The sequence below is a fragment of the Kribbella sp. NPDC049584 genome (assembly GCF_040675555.1).
GTDB lineage: Bacteria > Actinomycetota > Actinomycetes > Propionibacteriales > Kribbellaceae > Kribbella.
The window spans coordinates 303713-319306 of sequence record NZ_JBFAPF010000010.1; the positions used below are offsets into that span (position 1 = coordinate 303713).

Annotated in this window: 15 protein-coding genes; 8 read left to right on the forward strand and 7 right to left on the reverse strand. The window is 68.0% G+C overall.

The annotated features are described in order from the left end of the window. The first annotated feature begins 39 nt into the window (after window positions 1-39). On the forward strand, window positions 40-1140 hold the full coding sequence (locus AB0J62_RS30675) for a DUF3866 family protein (protein ID WP_363878300.1): 1101 nt from the start codon (window positions 40-42) through the stop codon (window positions 1138-1140). A gap of 31 nt (window positions 1141-1171) precedes the next feature. After that, the gene (locus AB0J62_RS30680) at window positions 1172-1636 is read left to right on the forward strand and encodes a hypothetical protein (RefSeq protein ID WP_363878302.1); all 465 of its coding nucleotides are present in this window, start codon (window positions 1172-1174) and stop codon (window positions 1634-1636) included. Window positions 1637-1667: 31 nt separating this feature from the next. Here the strand turns inward: AB0J62_RS30680 and AB0J62_RS30685 are convergent, their stop codons facing one another. From AB0J62_RS30685 to pafA, 3 genes are all read right to left on the reverse strand, one after another. Beyond that, a complete protein-coding gene (locus AB0J62_RS30685; protein WP_363878304.1) occupies window positions 1668-2639 on the reverse strand; it encodes an FKBP-type peptidyl-prolyl cis-trans isomerase in 972 nt (323 codons plus the stop codon). 140 nt (window positions 2640-2779) lie between these two features. After that, complete coding sequence (locus AB0J62_RS30690; protein ID WP_363878306.1) at window positions 2780-4066, reverse strand: GNAT family N-acetyltransferase; 1287 nt, start codon at window positions 4064-4066, stop codon at window positions 2780-2782. 51 nt (window positions 4067-4117) lie between these two features. After that, window positions 4118-5479 carry a Pup--protein ligase gene (gene pafA, locus AB0J62_RS30695; RefSeq protein ID WP_130439232.1) on the reverse strand — a complete coding sequence of 454 codons (1362 nt, stop codon included), beginning with the start codon at window positions 5477-5479 and terminating at the stop codon, window positions 4118-4120. A gap of 143 nt (window positions 5480-5622) precedes the next feature. Here pafA and AB0J62_RS30700 point away from each other — a divergent pair, with 143 nt between their 5' ends. The 5 genes from AB0J62_RS30700 to AB0J62_RS30720 all read left to right on the forward strand — a co-directional run bounded on the left by AB0J62_RS30700 (window position 5623) and on the right by AB0J62_RS30720 (window position 10266). Further along, complete coding sequence (locus tag AB0J62_RS30700) at window positions 5623-6555, forward strand: hypothetical protein (protein ID WP_363878309.1); 933 nt, start codon at window positions 5623-5625, stop codon at window positions 6553-6555. Window positions 6556-6560: 5 nt separating this feature from the next. After that, complete coding sequence (locus tag AB0J62_RS30705; RefSeq protein ID WP_363878311.1) at window positions 6561-7487, forward strand: hypothetical protein; 927 nt, start codon at window positions 6561-6563, stop codon at window positions 7485-7487. Between the two features lie 349 nt (window positions 7488-7836). Then, a complete protein-coding gene (locus tag AB0J62_RS30710; RefSeq protein ID WP_363878313.1) occupies window positions 7837-8490 on the forward strand; it encodes a response regulator transcription factor in 654 nt (217 codons plus the stop codon). Continuing rightward, the gene (locus AB0J62_RS30715) at window positions 8487-9863 is read left to right on the forward strand and encodes a CHASE3 domain-containing protein (RefSeq protein WP_363878315.1); all 1377 of its coding nucleotides are present in this window, start codon (window positions 8487-8489) and stop codon (window positions 9861-9863) included. The genes AB0J62_RS30710 and AB0J62_RS30715 overlap by 4 nt, the downstream gene beginning before the upstream one ends. Window positions 9864-9912: 49 nt before the next feature. After that, window positions 9913-10266 carry a response regulator gene (locus tag AB0J62_RS30720; RefSeq protein WP_363878317.1) on the forward strand — a complete coding sequence of 118 codons (354 nt, stop codon included), beginning with the start codon at window positions 9913-9915 and terminating at the stop codon, window positions 10264-10266. Here the strand turns inward: AB0J62_RS30720 and AB0J62_RS30725 are convergent. Genes AB0J62_RS30725 through AB0J62_RS30735 form a run of 3 tightly spaced genes read right to left on the reverse strand, consistent with a single transcriptional unit; the run spans window position 10263 to window position 13410 of the window. Further along, entirely contained in the window at window positions 10263-11540 is a 1278-nt protein-coding gene (locus AB0J62_RS30725) for an ABC transporter permease (RefSeq protein WP_363878319.1), read from the reverse strand. The two genes, AB0J62_RS30720 and AB0J62_RS30725, sit on opposite strands and share 4 nt — an antisense overlap. Continuing rightward, window positions 11537-12310 (reverse strand): ATP-binding cassette domain-containing protein, encoded by a 774-nt coding sequence (locus AB0J62_RS30730; RefSeq protein ID WP_363878321.1) that lies wholly within the window; start codon window positions 12308-12310, stop codon window positions 11537-11539. Before AB0J62_RS30730 ends, AB0J62_RS30725 begins: the two co-directional genes overlap by 4 nt. Beyond that, a complete protein-coding gene (locus AB0J62_RS30735; RefSeq protein ID WP_363878323.1) occupies window positions 12307-13410 on the reverse strand; it encodes a substrate-binding domain-containing protein in 1104 nt (367 codons plus the stop codon). The genes AB0J62_RS30730 and AB0J62_RS30735 overlap by 4 nt, the downstream gene beginning before the upstream one ends. 189 nt (window positions 13411-13599) lie before the next feature. Here AB0J62_RS30735 and AB0J62_RS30740 point away from each other — a divergent pair, with 189 nt between their 5' ends. Then, entirely contained in the window at window positions 13600-15246 is a 1647-nt protein-coding gene (locus AB0J62_RS30740; RefSeq protein WP_363878325.1) for an APC family permease, read from the forward strand. A gap of 6 nt (window positions 15247-15252) precedes the next feature. Here AB0J62_RS30740 and AB0J62_RS30745 read toward each other — a convergent pair whose 3' ends face one another. Continuing rightward, complete coding sequence (locus AB0J62_RS30745) at window positions 15253-15588, reverse strand: hypothetical protein (protein ID WP_363878327.1); 336 nt, start codon at window positions 15586-15588, stop codon at window positions 15253-15255. Window positions 15589-15594: the final 6 nt, after the last annotated feature.

Sequence of the window (15594 nt, forward strand, 5' to 3'; positions counted from 1 at the left end):
CACACCTTCGACGCGCTGAGGACACGCTATGGTCGCTGCGTGATTCGCTGGCGGGACGGTGTGGTGGCGCAGGTCGGCCGGAGCTGGGCCGGCGCAGTTGAGCTGACTGTGACGGTCGGTGCGCAGACTGTGCGCGCCCTGGCCTACCCGGACCTGGTCGGCGCGCCGGTGGCGGGCGACCGCGTGCTGCTCAACGTGAGCGCGCTGGACCGCGGCCTGGGCACGGGCGGCTACGCGCTGGTGGTCGCAGTCCCGGACCGGCTGCCGGAGGACCCACCTGAGCGCGGACATCTGGTGAAGGCCCGCTACACGCCGATGCAGGCGATGGTGCTGGGCGCCGACGAACAGGACTCCCCCGACCACGACGTACTGCGGGATGCGGACGACCTCTTCGGTACGCCGGTCGTCGTCGCCGACCTGCACTCCGCGCTGCCTGCTGTGCTGGCAGGTGTCTACGAGGCCCGGCCAACCACTCGGGTCGTTTACGTCATGACGGACGGCGGTGCGCTCCCGCTGGCGTTCTCGAGGACCGTGGCGACGCTGCGGGACGCCGGCTGGCTCAGCGGGACAGTGACCGTCGGCCAGGCGTACGGCGGGGACCGGGAGGCTGTCACCGTCCACACCGGGCTGTTGACGGCCGTGCAGGTCCTGGCGGCGGAGGTGGTCGTCATCACGCAAGGGCCAGGCAATCTGGGCACTGGAACGCGCTGGGGCTTCTCCGGTGTGCAGTCCGGTGAGGCGGTCAACGCGGTCGGCACGCTCGGCGGCCGGGCTGTCGCATCGCTCCGGATCTCCGAGGCTGACCCGCGTCCGCGCCACCGTGGCATCTCACACCACAGCCTCACCGCGTACGGCCGCGTAGCACTCCAGCCGGCGGACGTCGTCGTACCGGATCTTGCCGGTGACTTCGGGGACGCCGTCCGGGATGCGGCCGAGCCGTTGAAGGCGCGGCACCGGGTCGTGCGGGTCGGGGTGGACGGGTTGTACGAGGCGATGGAGGCGGCGCCGGTCAGGCTGTCCACGATGGGTCGTGGGCTCGACGAGGACCGTGCGTACTTCGAGGCCGCCGCCGCGGCGGGCCGGCACGCGGCGGGGCTGGTGGATGTACCTCCACCCGGAGTGGGGACGCAGTACTCCTGATCCTGCGGGCCTTCGCGGCCACGCTGGGAGCATGAGAACGATTAGTCGGGTTGAACCGCCGCTGACGGCCCGGTCGGCGACGATGTTGTGGTTGCTGGCGGTGGCCGCCGGGGTCGTGGAGACCGTGGTCCAGGTGGGGCTCGCGCTGGCGGACGACGTCTCGACGTCCGCGGTCCTCGGGCAGATCGCAGTTCGCGCGGTCATCTACGGCGCGCTGTTCGTGATCATCGACCGGTACTTCCGGCGCGGCGTGCGCTGGTCGCGCTACCTGCTGGCCGGCGTACTCGGGACGGTCGGCGTGGTCTCGCTGGTCACCGAACCGATCGGCTGGCTGATCGACAACGGCGACTTCACCACGATCGACTGGTCCGTCAGCTTCGTCACGATCGCCGCGCTCCGCGCCGTACACCTGACCGCGGTGATCAGCGCGGTGTACTTCACCTTCCACCGCGACACCGCCCGCTGGTTCAACGCGAAAGGCCGGTCTCCCAGGTAGGGAGACCGGCCTTTCGCGTGAACAGCTGGGACTACTGGCCCGTCTGCTTCGGGGCCGGGAAGGCGTTCAGGATGTCGATGACCGCGAAGGCGTTCACCGTCTTGCCGGCCTGGTCCTTGGAGGCCGGGAGCTCGACCAGGACGCGGCTGCCGATCGGGATGCCGGCGAGGCCGTCGAGGGCACCGGTCTGGCCGGTCGGACTCGGGCCGACCTGGAGCTGGTCGGTCGGGGCACCCGGCTGAGCGGGGCTCTGCGCGGTGGCGGGCTGACCGTCCCAGGTGCTGGCCTGCTTCTTGCCGGTGTAGTCGTAGACGACGTAGCGGCCGATCAGCTGGCTGCCCTTCTCGATCGGCTTGCCCTTGCCGAGCGCGAACACGACCGGCTTGCCCGGCTTCGCCGGCGGCTTGGTGCCGGCCGCGACCGTCACCTTCGGCTCGGCGTTCAGTGGGCCGCTGACCGAGATCTTGGTCGGCGTCGACGGGGTGACCGGGTTCGCGTCCAGCGGGGTGTCGTTGGCGGCCTCGCCGACCAGGTCGACGACGAAGATCAGCGTGTCGTCGCCCTTGATGCCGGCCTGCTCGTTACCGGTGGACTTGTAGCCCTTGTCGGCCGGGATCGACAGCATCACGCGGCTGCCGATCTTCTTGCCGACCAGACCCTCGTCCCAGCCGGCGATGACGCCGCCGACCCCGATCGGGAACGACGACGGCGCGCCGCGGTCGTAGGAGTTGTCGAAGACCTTGCCGTCGCGCCAGATCTGGCCGAGGTAGTTCGCGGTGAGCAGCTCACCCTTCTTCACCTCGGGACCGTCGCCCTCCTTGAGGACCTCGGTCACCAGGGTCTTGTCCGGCTCACCGTCGCGATGGGTGATGGTCGGCTTCTGCCCGAAGTCGGAGGTCACCTTGACACCGCCGGCCCCGAACTCGTCCTTCTTGTCCGATCCGCACGCCACCAGGGACGATCCCAGCGCCGCAACCACGACCAGACTCAACAACTTGCGCACGAAACCCGCACCTCGAACCATCCCGGCGCACCTGGGCGCCGCTAGCCTCCGGTCAACAACGCCGCCCACCCTAGCTTGCGGATTCAAAGGGGTGGACGGCTGGCTGCGTCACCGTTGAGTCACACCACGTACAGTCACGCTCAGAAACCGACGGCGTTGTGCGGCGCATGCTCCGTTCGCAATACTGCGTCCAGCCGGGACACTGCGCCTGGAGAGTGCTCGTCGATGCGGCCGGCGCGGGACAGCTCACTTGCACGGACGCCGCCGAGGTACAGCGATCCCAGTTCGGCAATGCCGAGGGACAGGTCTGCCGTCTGGTCCGTTGCGGTGCAGGTGGCTCCATCCGGCGCTGCGTCCAGGCGCCAGCGTCCGGAGCCGAACAGGTCGTCCGACACGTCCAGGACGAGCGAATTGGTCGCCGCGTACGTGCGTGCCTCCAGAGCACCTTGTACGTCGAGGATGCGCAGCCACAGGTTGTCCCGCGTCCGCGTGAGCTTCAGTGCTCGCGGATTGGTCAGCATCCACCGCAGTGGTTCGTCGACGGGTCGCCGTGCAGCAACCACGCGCTTGGTGAGGTCAAAGTCGAGCAGCAATCCCCACAGGGCCCGGTACGCGTCCGATGTCAGCGCCTCGAAAGCTTCTACCTGCAGTACGCCGGCCTGTGCCGGATCCGGCGACCACGGCAACCGGAAGATCGCTGCACCGTCCACCGCACCCGTCGCGGCGCGATGCACGAGGTGGTGCGCCGGCCCGGACCCGTCCGCCGGCAACTCACCGGCTGGGAGCCCGTCCCACTTACCCGGCAACGGACTGATCTCCCCCACGCGCTCAGCCCGCACCTGCCCATGCAGCACCGGCCACACCTCGCCCGCCACCACGCCGTCCACCAGCTCGAGCGCACCCGAGTCCGAGAACTCAGACCGGAAGGCCACATCGGTACGCCGTACCTCCCAGCGGTGCTGGAACGTCCCGGGCGAGAACCCGTACCGGCCGTAGATCGTCCCTTCGCTCGCACTTAGCCCGGCCAGGAACTCACCGCGCTCGCGGCAGTCCGCCAGCATCGCGGACATGATCTTCCGCAGCAGACCACGCCTCCGGTACGTCGGCAGTACGGCGGTGGACGTCACGCCGCCGAGGGCCAGTTGCCGGCCGCCAGGGACGGTGACCTGCACCGACACGATCGCCGACCCACCTGCGATCTTGCCGTCCACGAACGCTGCCTGCGGGCGGAACCAGTCCGCCTGGAGCTCCCCGGCGTACCGCTCGAGGTCGGACGCCGTTGGTGGGACCTGCGGTGGCCAGGCCGCGGTTCCGGCGTACCAGGCCGACGGCTCGGGCTCCTCCTGCGGGAAGCCGTTCACGTACGGCAGGACGCGCAGGTACTCCTGGGTCTCAGCCGGAGTGACCGGCCGGATCTCGATCGCCATGCGCCCTTTCTAAGCAGCGCACAGCAACCAAGCACCTGATTTAGCCAGGACCTACATGCTCGCGATGAGCTTCTCGACTCTTTCGTCGTGCGACTTGAAGGGGTCCTTGCACAAGACGGTGCGCTGGGCCTGGTCGTTGAGCTTCAGGTGGACCCAGTCGACGGTGAAGTCGCGGCGGCGCTCCTGCGCGCGCTTGATGAACTCGCCGCGCAGCCGGGCCCGCGTGGTCTGCGGCGGCACCGACTTGGCCTCGAACACCCGCAGGTCGTCGACGACCCGGGTGACGGCGCCCTTGCGCTCGAGCAGGTAGTACAGCCCGCGCGGCCGATGGATGTCGTGGTACGCCAGGTCGAGCTGCGCCACCCGCGGGCTGGCCAGACCGAGGTTGTTCTGCGCCCGGTACCGCTCGATCAGCCGGTACTTGATCACCCAGTCGATCTCACGCTCGATCCCGGACATGTCGCCGGACTCGATCGCCTTCAGCGTCCGCTCCCACAGCGACAGCGCCCGCTCGACCGCCGGCGTCCCGAGCTCGCGGCGGTCGACGAAGTCCCGCGCCTTGGTCAGGTACTCCGTCTGGATGTCCAGCGCCGACGCCTCGCGGCCGTTCGCCAGCCGGACCTCGCGGCGACCGGTCATGTCGTGGCTGATCTCGCGGATCGCCCGGATCGGGTTGTCCAGGGTCAGGTCGCGCATCACGATGCCGGCCTCGATCATCCGCAGCACCAGGTCGGTGCTGGCCACCTTGAGCAGCATGGTGGTCTCGGACATGTTCGAGTCGCCGACGATCACGTGCAGCCGGCGGAAGCGCTCGGCGTCCGCGTGCGGCTCGTCACGGGTGTTGATGATCGGCCGGGACCGGGTGGTCGCGCTGGAGACGCCTTCCCAGATGTGCTCGGCCCGCTGCGACACGGAGTACACCGCGCCGCGCGGCGTCTGCAGCACCTTGCCGGCGCCGCAGATCAGCTGCCGGGTGACCAGGAACGGGATCAGCACGTCGGCCAGCTTGGCGAAGTCGCCGTGCCGGCTGACCAGGTAGTTCTCGTGGCAGCCGTAGCTGTTGCCGGCCGAGTCGGTGTTGTTCTTGAACAGGTAGACGTCGCCGAAGATGCCTTCGTCGTGCAGCCTCTTCTGCGCGTCGACCAGCAGTCCCTCGAGGATCCGCTCACCGGCCTTGTCGTGCGCGATCAGGTCGGTGACCGAGTCGCACTCGCCGGTCGCGTACTCCGGGTGGGAGCCCACGTCGAGGTAGAGCCGGGCCCCGTTGCGGAGGAAGACGTTGCTGCTCCGCCCCCAGGACACGACCCGCCGAAACAGATACCGCGCCACCTCGTCCGGGGTCAGTCGCCGCTGCCCGCGGAACGTACAGGTCACGCCGTACTCGTTCTCCAGACCGAAGATTCGCCGGTTCACATCACCCACACTACGGCGCGGTTCCGACAAGCGGGCCAGATCTCAGGCGCGCCGTCGTCCGGCGTTACCCCTTTGATGCACCTGCACGCCGCAACAATCGGGTGTCCGCCCGCATCAAGGCTGTCGCGAGGAAGGACTTCCAGATGACCAAGAACAGGCGAGCGCTCGGCGCGATCGCCACCGGAGTGCTCGCCGCGGGCACCCTTGTCAGCGCACCCGCCGGAGCAGCTCCGGCCACCGCGACCAGCCAATCCGCAGCGTGCTCGCTACGACTGGGCTCGATCACGCCCGGTGGCGACCACACCCAGCAGACCATCACCGCTACGCCGTCGGCCGGCGCCCGCCAGGTCGGCCCGAAGGACATCTATGCAGACGGTCAGGCGCACCTGCCGACCGCGGTCCGCACCGAGCTGGTCGTACCGGCCGGTGAGCAACGCACCGGTCTGGCAGTCGTCGGCGTACGGATGTACGGCACCAGCTACATGACCGACGGCACTGGTACGGCGATCGTGCCGGGGACTCTCAGGCAGACGCTGATCGGTGGCGGCTGGGACGACCTGCACAAGTACGTCGAGCTCAGCCATTCCACATCCGGGGGAATCGAGCGTTCCAACGTCTACTCGTTGATCAACCAGTTCACCGACGGACTGATCGCTCGCTGGACGGTCACCCCGAGCGGCTGGAAGTACTACACGACGTTCGGTGGCTTCAAGGCGGTCAAGACGATGGCGCTGATCGGCCAGGGCAGCACGTACGACACGTTCCTGGCCACCACGAACGGTGGGGCGCTCTACACCGTCCGGATTCCGACCGGCTCCGGGAAGCCGGTGGTCACGAAGGTGCGCATGTCGACGTGGCAGAGCTTCGAGACCCTGATCGCCGAGAAGTGTGGCAACTACGGCACCCTCCTCCTCGGCATCGACAAGGACACCGGCGCCGGCTACCTGTACGCCGTTGGCCACGCCAACGGCGCCGCCACGGTCATCAAGGGCCTCGGCAAGGTCCCGACGACGTTCCCGGCCACTGACTCGTACTTCCGCTACTACACCGCCGGCACCAACCTGACTGGAGCCTGACGACAATGACGAGACTTCGGATCGCGGCCGGTGTGCTCGGCGCGGCGATGACGGCGGCAGCATTGGTGCCCGGGCCGGCTCAGGCCGGGGCTGACCAGGCCAGTGCGGCCTGCAGCCTCACCCTGGGCACGGTGACCGTTCAGGGCGATCACAAGTTCCAGAGGATCACGGCGACGTCACCGATCACCGCCGGTACGCCGGTCGTCCGCCCGAAGGGGCTGTTCCCGGTGGATCAGGTGCGGCTGGCCACGTCGCTGGGCTGGGAGCCGGATCCACCGTCGGCCATGGTCAGCCGCGGCTACGTGACGATCGGGACCGACCTCTACCGCTTCAGCTACGCCATCGACAACGGCACGGGCCAGCTCGACCCGTCGTCGTACGAGAAGTCCAAAGTGGGTGGCGGCTGGATCCATCAGACGTACCTGGACCAGTCCACGTTCTTCACCCCTAGCGGCCCTCGCACCAACAGCTACGCCCTGCAGGGCGACGTGATCACGCGCTGGACCGTGGCGGGATCGGCCTGGCGCAACAAGGCGACGTACGGCGGGTTCTCGGCCGTGAAGACGATGGCGCTGATCAGCCAGACCGCGACGTACGACAGCTTCCTGGCCAACACCCGAGGCGGTGCGCTCTACACGATCCGGATCCCGGTGAGCGGCGCTCCGATAGTCAAGAAGGTCCGTACCTCGACCTGGCAGACCTTTGACACGCTCATCGCCGAGAGGTGCGGCAAGCAGAGCACTCTGCTGCTGGGCATCGACAAGGACACGCGCACCGCCTACCTGTATGCCGTCAGCCACGCCAACGGAACCGCAACGGTCATCAACGGCCTGGGCAAGGTGGGCGACCAACTCGTCGCACCCGAGGACAAGGCCTACTTCCGCTACTTCGCCGGCAGCTCAGAAGCCGACAACCTTCTCTACGGCGAGTGAACAAGGATGAAGAAACCTGCAGCTGGACTGCTGGGGGCGGCAAGGACCTATGGGCTTCGGCGGCGAGGTCGAGCCGGGCTCGGTGACGCGGACCGCGGTGGGCGGCGGCTGGGGCGCCGTACCTCTACACGATCGGGCATGCCAACGGGACGGCGACGGTGATCAAGGGTCTCGGCAAGGTGCCGCGCACGTTCGGTGAGGTCGCCTACTCGTGGTACTACGACGACACGCAGGACTACGACCAGCTGTCCGGCGAGTGAGGCCGATTGTCTGAGGAGTTTCCGGTGCCACACTGGAACTCCCTGGACTCATCGGGGTAATCGAGAGGCGAGACGTGAGCCGGACCCGAGTGGCTATCGCAGACGACGACGTGCTGCTGCGCGAAGGTCTGGCCAGTCTGCTCGAGCGCTCCGGCTTCGCCGTCCTCGGTACTGCGGGCAACGCCGAGCAGCTGCTCGACCTGGTACGCCGCGAGGCGCCGGAGCTCGTCATCGTCGACATCCGGATGCCACCCGGGCTCTCCACGGAGGGCCTCGACGCGGCGGACGTCATCCGCCGGGAGCACCCCGAGACCGCCGTACTGCTGTTGTCGGCGCACGTGGAGGTCGAGCATGCGCTCCAGCTGATGGCTGCCGGGCAAGGGGTCGGCTACCTGCTCAAGAGCCGGGTGACGGATGTCGACGAGTTCCTCGAGAGTCTGCGCCGGGTTGCGCGCGGCGGGTCGGTGGTCGACCCCGCTCTGGTCCGGGAGCTCGTTGACGCGCGACGCCGTCATGACCCGCTGGCCGCCCTCAGCGAGCGTGAGCGAGAGGTCCTGTCGCTGGTGGCAGAGGGCCGCTCGAACGCCGGCGTAGCGCGGCGGCTGTGGGTCGCCGAAGGGACCGTCGAGAAGCACGTCCGGAGCATTCTGACCAAGCTCGACCTGCCCGAGACCGACGACGACCATCGCCGGGTCCTGGCCGTCCTGACCTACCTCGACGGCGTGCGGCGTCCAGCGACGTGATCGGCGGAGTCGCCCGGCGAGTGCTGGTCGCGAGCGGGCTGTTGATGGTGCTGGTCGGCTCCGGGTTCGTCGTACTGCTGATCTCGGTGCAGGGACTGCGTGCGTCGGAACACCAGGCCCGCCACACGGCGGCCGTGCTGACCAGTGCGCACCAGGTGGAACGTCTGGTGTCCGACCTGGCAACAGGGCAGCGCGACTTCGTCATCACCGGTCAGGAGAAGTTCCTGCAGCCGTGGCAGGCAGCGCAGACGCAGTTGCCGTCGCAGACCGCCGCGCTGCAGCAGTTGGTTGCCGGCAGCCCCGATGAGCTCACTCGGGCGCAGCAGGTGAGCCGGAGCGTCACGTCGTACCTGCGTGACTACTCGATGCCGGAGATCGAGTCCGCGCGTCTCGACCCGGACGCCGCCCGCACCGAGGCCGCTACCGCGGAAGGCGCGCAGCGGGTCGCACAGATCCGCTCGGTGCTCGACCAGCTGATCGGCTCCGAGCAGCAGTTGTCGGTGACCGAGCAGCGGCACTCCGACGCGGTTGCCGATCAGGCGGTCGTCGCCGCGACGATCGGGCTGGCGGGTTCCGTCGTACTCATCCTGGGCTTCACGATCTACCTGGCGCGGGCGATCGTCCGGCCGGTGCGGGTCACGGCCGAGATGGCGAACCAGCTGGCCGCGGGCGACCTCGGCGTACGCGTGCCGGAGACGGGAGTCGGCGAGATCCGCACGCTGGAACGCACGTTCAACACGATGGCGACCTCGCTCGGTGCGGCCAGCGCCGACGTCGCCGCGTCCCGGGCGCGCATCGTGCGGTCGGCGGACGAGACCCGGCGGCAGATCGAGCGCGATCTGCACGACGGGATCCAGCAACGGCTCGTCTCGCTGACCCTGGACGTCCGGGCGATCCAGGCCGACACCCCCATGGCCGAGCTCGACAAGATCGCCGACGGGCTGTCGTCGACGCTGGACGAACTCCGAGAGATTGCCCGAGGCATCCATCCCGCGATCCTGTCCGAAGGCGGCATCGGCCCGGCGCTGCGGATGCTCGCCCGCCGGTCCAAGGTCCCGGCCGAAGTCACGGTCGGCTTCACCACCAGGCTTCCGGCGCCGATCGAAGCGGCCACGTACTACGTCGTGTCCGAGGCCCTCACCAATGCGGCGAAGCACGCCGACGCGTCCGTCGTACTGATCGATGCCGACATCACCAACGGCCGGCTGATCCTGCAGGTCCGCGACGACGGCCGCGGTGGCGCGGACCCGACGATCGGCTCCGGGCTGATCGGACTCGACGACCGTGTCCAGGCTCTCGGCGGCACGCTGAAGGTCGACAGCCCAACAGGAGCAGGCACTACGCTCTCGGTCGCGCTGCCTATCACCCCGTAGTACAGGCAGCAGGAATGCCACCGCGTTGCGTGCCTGCAATCCTGGATCCATGCGGTGCCTGATCGTCGACGACAGCCGGCACTTCCTCGAGGCGGCGCGCGGCCTGCTACTGCGCGAAGGCGTCACAGTCGTCGGTACGGCGACGTCGGCCGCCGAGGCCGGTCAGCTGGTCGACGACCTGCGTCCGGACGTCGTACTGGTCGACATCGACCTCGGCGACGAGAGCGGCTTCGACCTGATCCTGCAGTTGCGGTCCGCCGGCTCGCCGCCGCCGATGATCCTGATCTCCACGCACGCCGAGCAGGACTACGCGGACCTTATTGCCGCGAGCCCTGCGATCGGTTTCGTGCCCAAGACGAACCTGTCGGCCGCTGCGATCCAGAGGCTGCTGGACAGGGTCTAGCTTGAGCGCCCGCGGCGTACGACGGCGTCGAAGCCGGCAGCCAGCAAGAGGACTGCGCCCGTGACGACCCATTCGTAGCCGGACGAGTTCGAGCCCTGGATCAGGTCGCTCATGCCGTTGATGATGACGGCAACCACCAGGCCGCCGAGTACGGCGTCGATCATCCGGCCGCGTCCGCCGAACAACGACGTACCGCCGATGACCGCGGCACCGACCGCGAGCAGCAGGGTGTTCCCGGCGCCCGCGTTCGACTGCACCGATTGCAGGAGCGATGCCGCGACAATGCCGGAAACGGCCGCCATGCCGGAGCAGATCACGAACACGGAGATCCGGATCCGCGACACTACGACACCGGCCCGACGAGCAGCCTCCTCGTTACCACCGACGGCGTACACATGCCGGCCGTAGCGAGTGCGGCTGAGGGTGAAGTGCCAGACCACGAACAGCAGAACGAGCAATACGACAGCCCACGGCTCGCCTTGCGCCTTGTTGCTGAAGAAGGCGTTGGTGATCAGGTTGCGGTTGATCCCCATCTCGTACGTGAACGCGCTGCCCAGCAACGCGACTGCAACGACCTTCGCCACGATCACGACGACCGGTGTCGCGGGCAGTCCACTCTGACGGCGTCCGCGCGCGTCGATCAGCTTGATGGCGGCGTACCCGAGGACGAAGATCCCCAGCAAGGTCCAGCCGAGCCAGATCGGAACGAAGCTGTTCTCCAACGCGATCAGCGGTGAACCGGTCGGCAGGATCACCGAGCCCTGCCCGCCGATCAGGATCAGCGTCAGCCCCTGGAACGCCAGGAACGTCGCCAGCGTGATCACGAACGACGGAATGCCGGCCCGAGCCCGCAACCATCCCATCACGAATCCAATCACCAGGCCGACGGCTAGACCCACGAGTACGCCGATCCACCAGGGCTGCCCGTGCCGCAGCAACAGCACAGCCATGATCGCGGAGCACAGACCGCCGGTCGTGCCGGCGGACAGGTCGATCTCGCCGAGCAGCAGGACGAAGACCAGCCCCATCGCCATCACGATGATCGGAGCGGCCTGGATCACCAGCGCCTCGAGGTTGTACGCGCTCAGGAAACCTTGGTGCACGATCGCGAAGAACGCGGTGATCACGACCAGGCCGACGATCGCCGGAGCCGATCCGAGTTCGCCGCCGCGCAGTCTCGCCAGGTAGTTGCGCACGTAAGCGACCAACGGCGCCGGCACGGGCTCGTGCTGCGGCTTCTCGTCGGAGACCACCGGTTCGGCGTGCACGTTCACTGGGTCGCTCCCCTCGACTCGGCCGGCAGTCCGAGCTCCCCGGAGCGACCGCTGGTGATCAGCTCGACGACCTGGGTCTGGGTGACGTCCTTACGCCGTACCTGGGTGGCCATCCGGCCCAGGAACAGGACGGCGATCGAGTCGGCGACCTGCATGACGTCGTTCATGTTGTGCGAGACCAGGACGACAGCGACGCCGCGATCCGCCAACCGGCGTACGAGCTCCAGCACCTGCTCGGTCTGGGCGACGCCGAGGGCCGCGGTCGGCTCGTCGAGGATCACGATCTTCGAACTCCAGAGCACGGACTTCGCGATCGCGACGGTCTGCCGCTGACCGCCGGACAGGCTTGCGACTCGTTGCCGGACCGAGCGAACCGTCCGGACTCCCAACGAGGCAAGAGTTTGCGAGGCCAGTTGCTCCATCGTGTTCTCGTCGAGGGTGCGCAGCCGGCCGACCCGTTCGCGGCCGAGGAACATGTTGCCGACGACATCGAGATTGTCGGCCAGGGCGAGATCCTGGTGGACGATCTCGATGCCCAGCCGCGCCGCGTCGCGCGGCTCGTGCAACTGCTGCGGCGTACCGTCCACCAGGATCTCGCCGGTGTCGATGCGGTGGATACCACCGATGCACTTGACCAGCGTCGACTTGCCCGCCCCGTTGTCACCGACCAGGGCGGTCACGTCACCGGCCTCGGCGCTGAAGTCGACTCCCGACAGCGCCACGACCGGACCGAACGACTTGCCGACGCCTCGTAGTTCGAGTGTTTTCACGGCGTGTGGATGCCGTTCTCGCCGCAGAGCTTCACCAGGGCGGGCGTCGGACACACCGACTTGGCGGTCTCGTAGCCGTCCGTCACCGGCAGCGCAACGTTCTTCTTGGTGATCACCGTCGGATCGGCCAGGTACGACGGGACCTCGCGACCGTTGGTCGGGTCCTTGATCGTCGCCGGGGCGGTCGGCTTCTGGCCGGACAGGATCTGGCCTGCCAGCTTGATCGCCACATCGGCCTCACCGGCGACCGGCTTGTAGATCGTGAAGCATTGGGTGCCGGCCATCACGTTGTCCAGACCGCCCGCGGTGGCGTCCTGTCCGGACACCGCGACCTTGCCGGCCAGACCCTGCGACTTCAGCACGTTGATAACCGATTGCGCCATGGTGTCGTTGGCAACCATCACGGCGTTCAGGTTCGGGTGCCGGCCGAGCATCGTGGTGAACACGGTCTGTGCGGTGGCCGGGTCCCAGTTACCGGTCTGCTCACCGAGCTTGGTCCAGCCTTTCTGCTTCGACAGCACCGAGTTGTAGCCCTGGGCAAACAACGTCGCGTTGTTGTCGGTCGGTGCGCCGTCGATGTCGACGTACCCGACGGCGCTCTTGCCGGCGACCTGCGGGCACGCGGTCAGCGCCGTACCTTGGTCCTCGCCGACCTTCACGTTGTCGTAGGACACGTAGTACTCCGCCGTACCGCCCGTGGTCAGGCGGTCGTAGTCGATCGTCACCACGTTGTGCTGCTTGGCAAGCGACTCGATCGCCTTGCCGGACCCCGAGTCGAGGTTCGTGACCAGCAGGACGCCGACGCCCTGGTTGATCAGCGCCTGCGCCTGGGACTCCATGTTCGTCGCGCTGTTGTTCGCGTTGTCGATGTAACAGGTGAGCTTGTTCGCCGCGCACTGCTTGCGCAGCTCGTTCGGATCGGCCGAAACCCAGCGCGGCGAGGACGCGGTGTCGGGAAGGAGCACACCGACCTTCGTGTTCTGTGGCGGCGCGCTGCTGCTCCCGGACGAACTGTTGTTGTTATTGCCGCAGGCAACCAGACCCGCCATCAGTGTGAGCGTGAGTCCGGCCAGCGCGACAGCTCTCGGTGGTGTTCGCATCTCGCGTCCTTCGTGATCGCCGCAGGGTTCTCTCCTGCCCAGCATGCGATCGGCGCCGCGTCCCGTCGTCGCAGCAGGCACCCAACCCCTCTGCCCACCAGTGGGTACGGCGAATACCGGCTGGCTGGGGGCCAGGACGGCGGACACCTTCACTGCATCGACCGGCCGGACCGCGCCATGGTTCTGGGTATGGCCACATCCGCAGCAGTACCTTCCGCTCGGCAGAGCCGGCCGGGCCTGAAGCGTGACATCGGCTTCGTCGGTCTGATCTGGGCGTCCGAGGGATCGATCATCGGCTCCGGCTGGTTGTTCGGCGCACAGGGCGCCCTGTCGACCGCCGGCCCCGCGGCGATCATCTCCTGGGTCATCGGCGGTACGGCGATCCTGATCCTTGCGCTCGTGCACGCGGAGCTCGGCGGCATGTACCCGGTCTCCGGCGGTACGGCGCGCTTCCCGCACTACGCGTTCGGCGGCGCGGCCGGTGCGTCGTTCGGCTGGTTCTCCTGGCTGCAGGCGGCCACCGTGGCGCCGATCGAGGTGCTGGCGATGATCACCTACGGCCAGCACTACTCGTTCGCGAGCGGCTGGCTGAAGACCAAGAACGGCCAGCACATCCTGACCGGGTCAGGGATCGTGGTCGCGGTGCTGCTGATGGCGGCGATCACCGCGATCAACTTCCTCAGCATCCGGCTGCTCGCGCGGACCAACAGCGCGGCGACCTGGTGGAAGGTCGGCATCCCGCTGCTGACGATCTTCGCGCTCGCCGTGGTCCAGTTCCACGGCAGCAACTTCACCGCCGCGGACGGCTTCAACCCGTACGGCGCCAAGGGCATCCTGTCCGCGGTGTCGACCAGCGGCATCATCTTCGCGCTGCTCGGCTTCGAGCAGGCCGACCAGCTGGCCGGCGAGAGCAGCAACCCGCGGCGCGACATCCCGCGTGCGGTGATCGGGTCGATCGTGATCGGCGCGATCATCTACATCCTGCTGCAGGTCGTGTTCATCGCAGCCCTGCCCAAGGACCAGATCCAGGGCACGTGGGCGCATGCGGCGTACACGACGATGACAGGACCGTTCGCTCAGGTCGCGACGTTGCTGAGTATGGGGTGGCTGGCAACGATCCTGTACATCGACGCCGTGGTCTCGCCCGGCGGGACCGGGCTGATCTACATCACCGGGAGCTCGCGGGTGTCCTACGGGTTGAGCCGGAACGGGTACGTGCCGTCGGCGTTCGAGCGGACCAACAGGCGCGGCGTCCCGTGGGTCGGACTGATCACGGCGTTCATCATCGGGTGCATCTGCTTCCTGCCGTTCCCGAGCTGGCGTTCGCTGGTCGGGTTGATCACGAGCGCGAGTGTGCTGATGTACGCCGGTGCGCCGTTGTCGCTCGGGGTGTTCCGTCGGCGGCTGCCGACCGCGCGCCGCCCGTACCGGTTGCCTGGGGCAACGTGGCTGTCGCCGCTGGCTTTCGTGGTCGCGAACCTGCTGATCCTGTGGTCCGGGTGGATGACCGACTGGAAGCTCGGGGTGGCGATCCTGCTCGGCTACGTGATCCTGATCGGCAACCGCGTCTTCAAGCTCAACCCGATCGTGCCGCAGCTCGATCTGCGCGCGGCGCAGTGGCTGCCGGTGTACCTGGTCGGGATGGGGCTGATCGTCTACCTGAGCGACTTCGGCCCGCTGAAGCACCCGTGGTTCCCGCTGTGGTGGGACATGCTCGTGACGGCGGTCTTCAGCCTGGTCATCTACTTCTGGGCCCTCGCGGTCGCTCTCCCTGCCGAACAGATCCAGCACATGGTCGACCAGGTCGTCCTCCCCGAAGAAGCCAACCTGGGCTGAGCCCTGTCAGTGGCCCCCCGCCGGCTGGTCCGAAGGATCGTGGCGTTCGCCGTCCCTGGCGGTCCAGCCGGTGGTGTCCGACTCGGCGCCGACCTCGGAGACGTGCCAGACAACACTACGTACGCCGGGGCGGTCGACGGCGCCTTGATCGAGCATCGCCTGGTGGTAGGCGCGTGCGCTCGCCTCGTTCTCGTACACCTGCATCATGTGGCCGTCCTGGGTCCAGGTGCCGTGGACGAAGCCCGGCAACGCGATCTTGCTCGCGGCCATCAGCGGGACCTGGTCACGCAGGCCGTCGATCAGCTCCGGATCGATGTCCCACACCCCGATGACTGCCCACATGGCGCT

What these genes read in the sequence shown, in the direction of transcription:
- AB0J62_RS30680 (WP_363878302.1), top strand. Translation starts at nt 1,172, where the DNA reads ATGAGAACGATTAGTCGGGTTGAACCGCCGCTGACGGCCCGGTCGGCG.
- AB0J62_RS30690 (WP_363878306.1), bottom strand. Translation starts at nt 4,066, where the DNA reads ATGGCGATCGAGATCCGGCCGGTCACTCCGGCTGAGACCCAGGAGTAC.
- AB0J62_RS30700 (WP_363878309.1), top strand. Translation starts at nt 5,623, where the DNA reads ATGACCAAGAACAGGCGAGCGCTCGGCGCGATCGCCACCGGAGTGCTC.
- AB0J62_RS30705 (WP_363878311.1), top strand. Translation starts at nt 6,561, where the DNA reads ATGACGAGACTTCGGATCGCGGCCGGTGTGCTCGGCGCGGCGATGACG.
- AB0J62_RS30720 (WP_363878317.1), top strand. Translation starts at nt 9,913, where the DNA reads ATGCGGTGCCTGATCGTCGACGACAGCCGGCACTTCCTCGAGGCGGCG.
- AB0J62_RS30735 (WP_363878323.1), bottom strand. Translation starts at nt 13,410, where the DNA reads ATGCGAACACCACCGAGAGCTGTCGCGCTGGCCGGACTCACGCTCACA.
- AB0J62_RS30740 (WP_363878325.1), top strand. Translation starts at nt 13,600, where the DNA reads ATGGCCACATCCGCAGCAGTACCTTCCGCTCGGCAGAGCCGGCCGGGC.
- AB0J62_RS30745 (WP_363878327.1), bottom strand. Translation starts at nt 15,588, where the DNA reads ATGTGGGCAGTCATCGGGGTGTGGGACATCGATCCGGAGCTGATCGAC.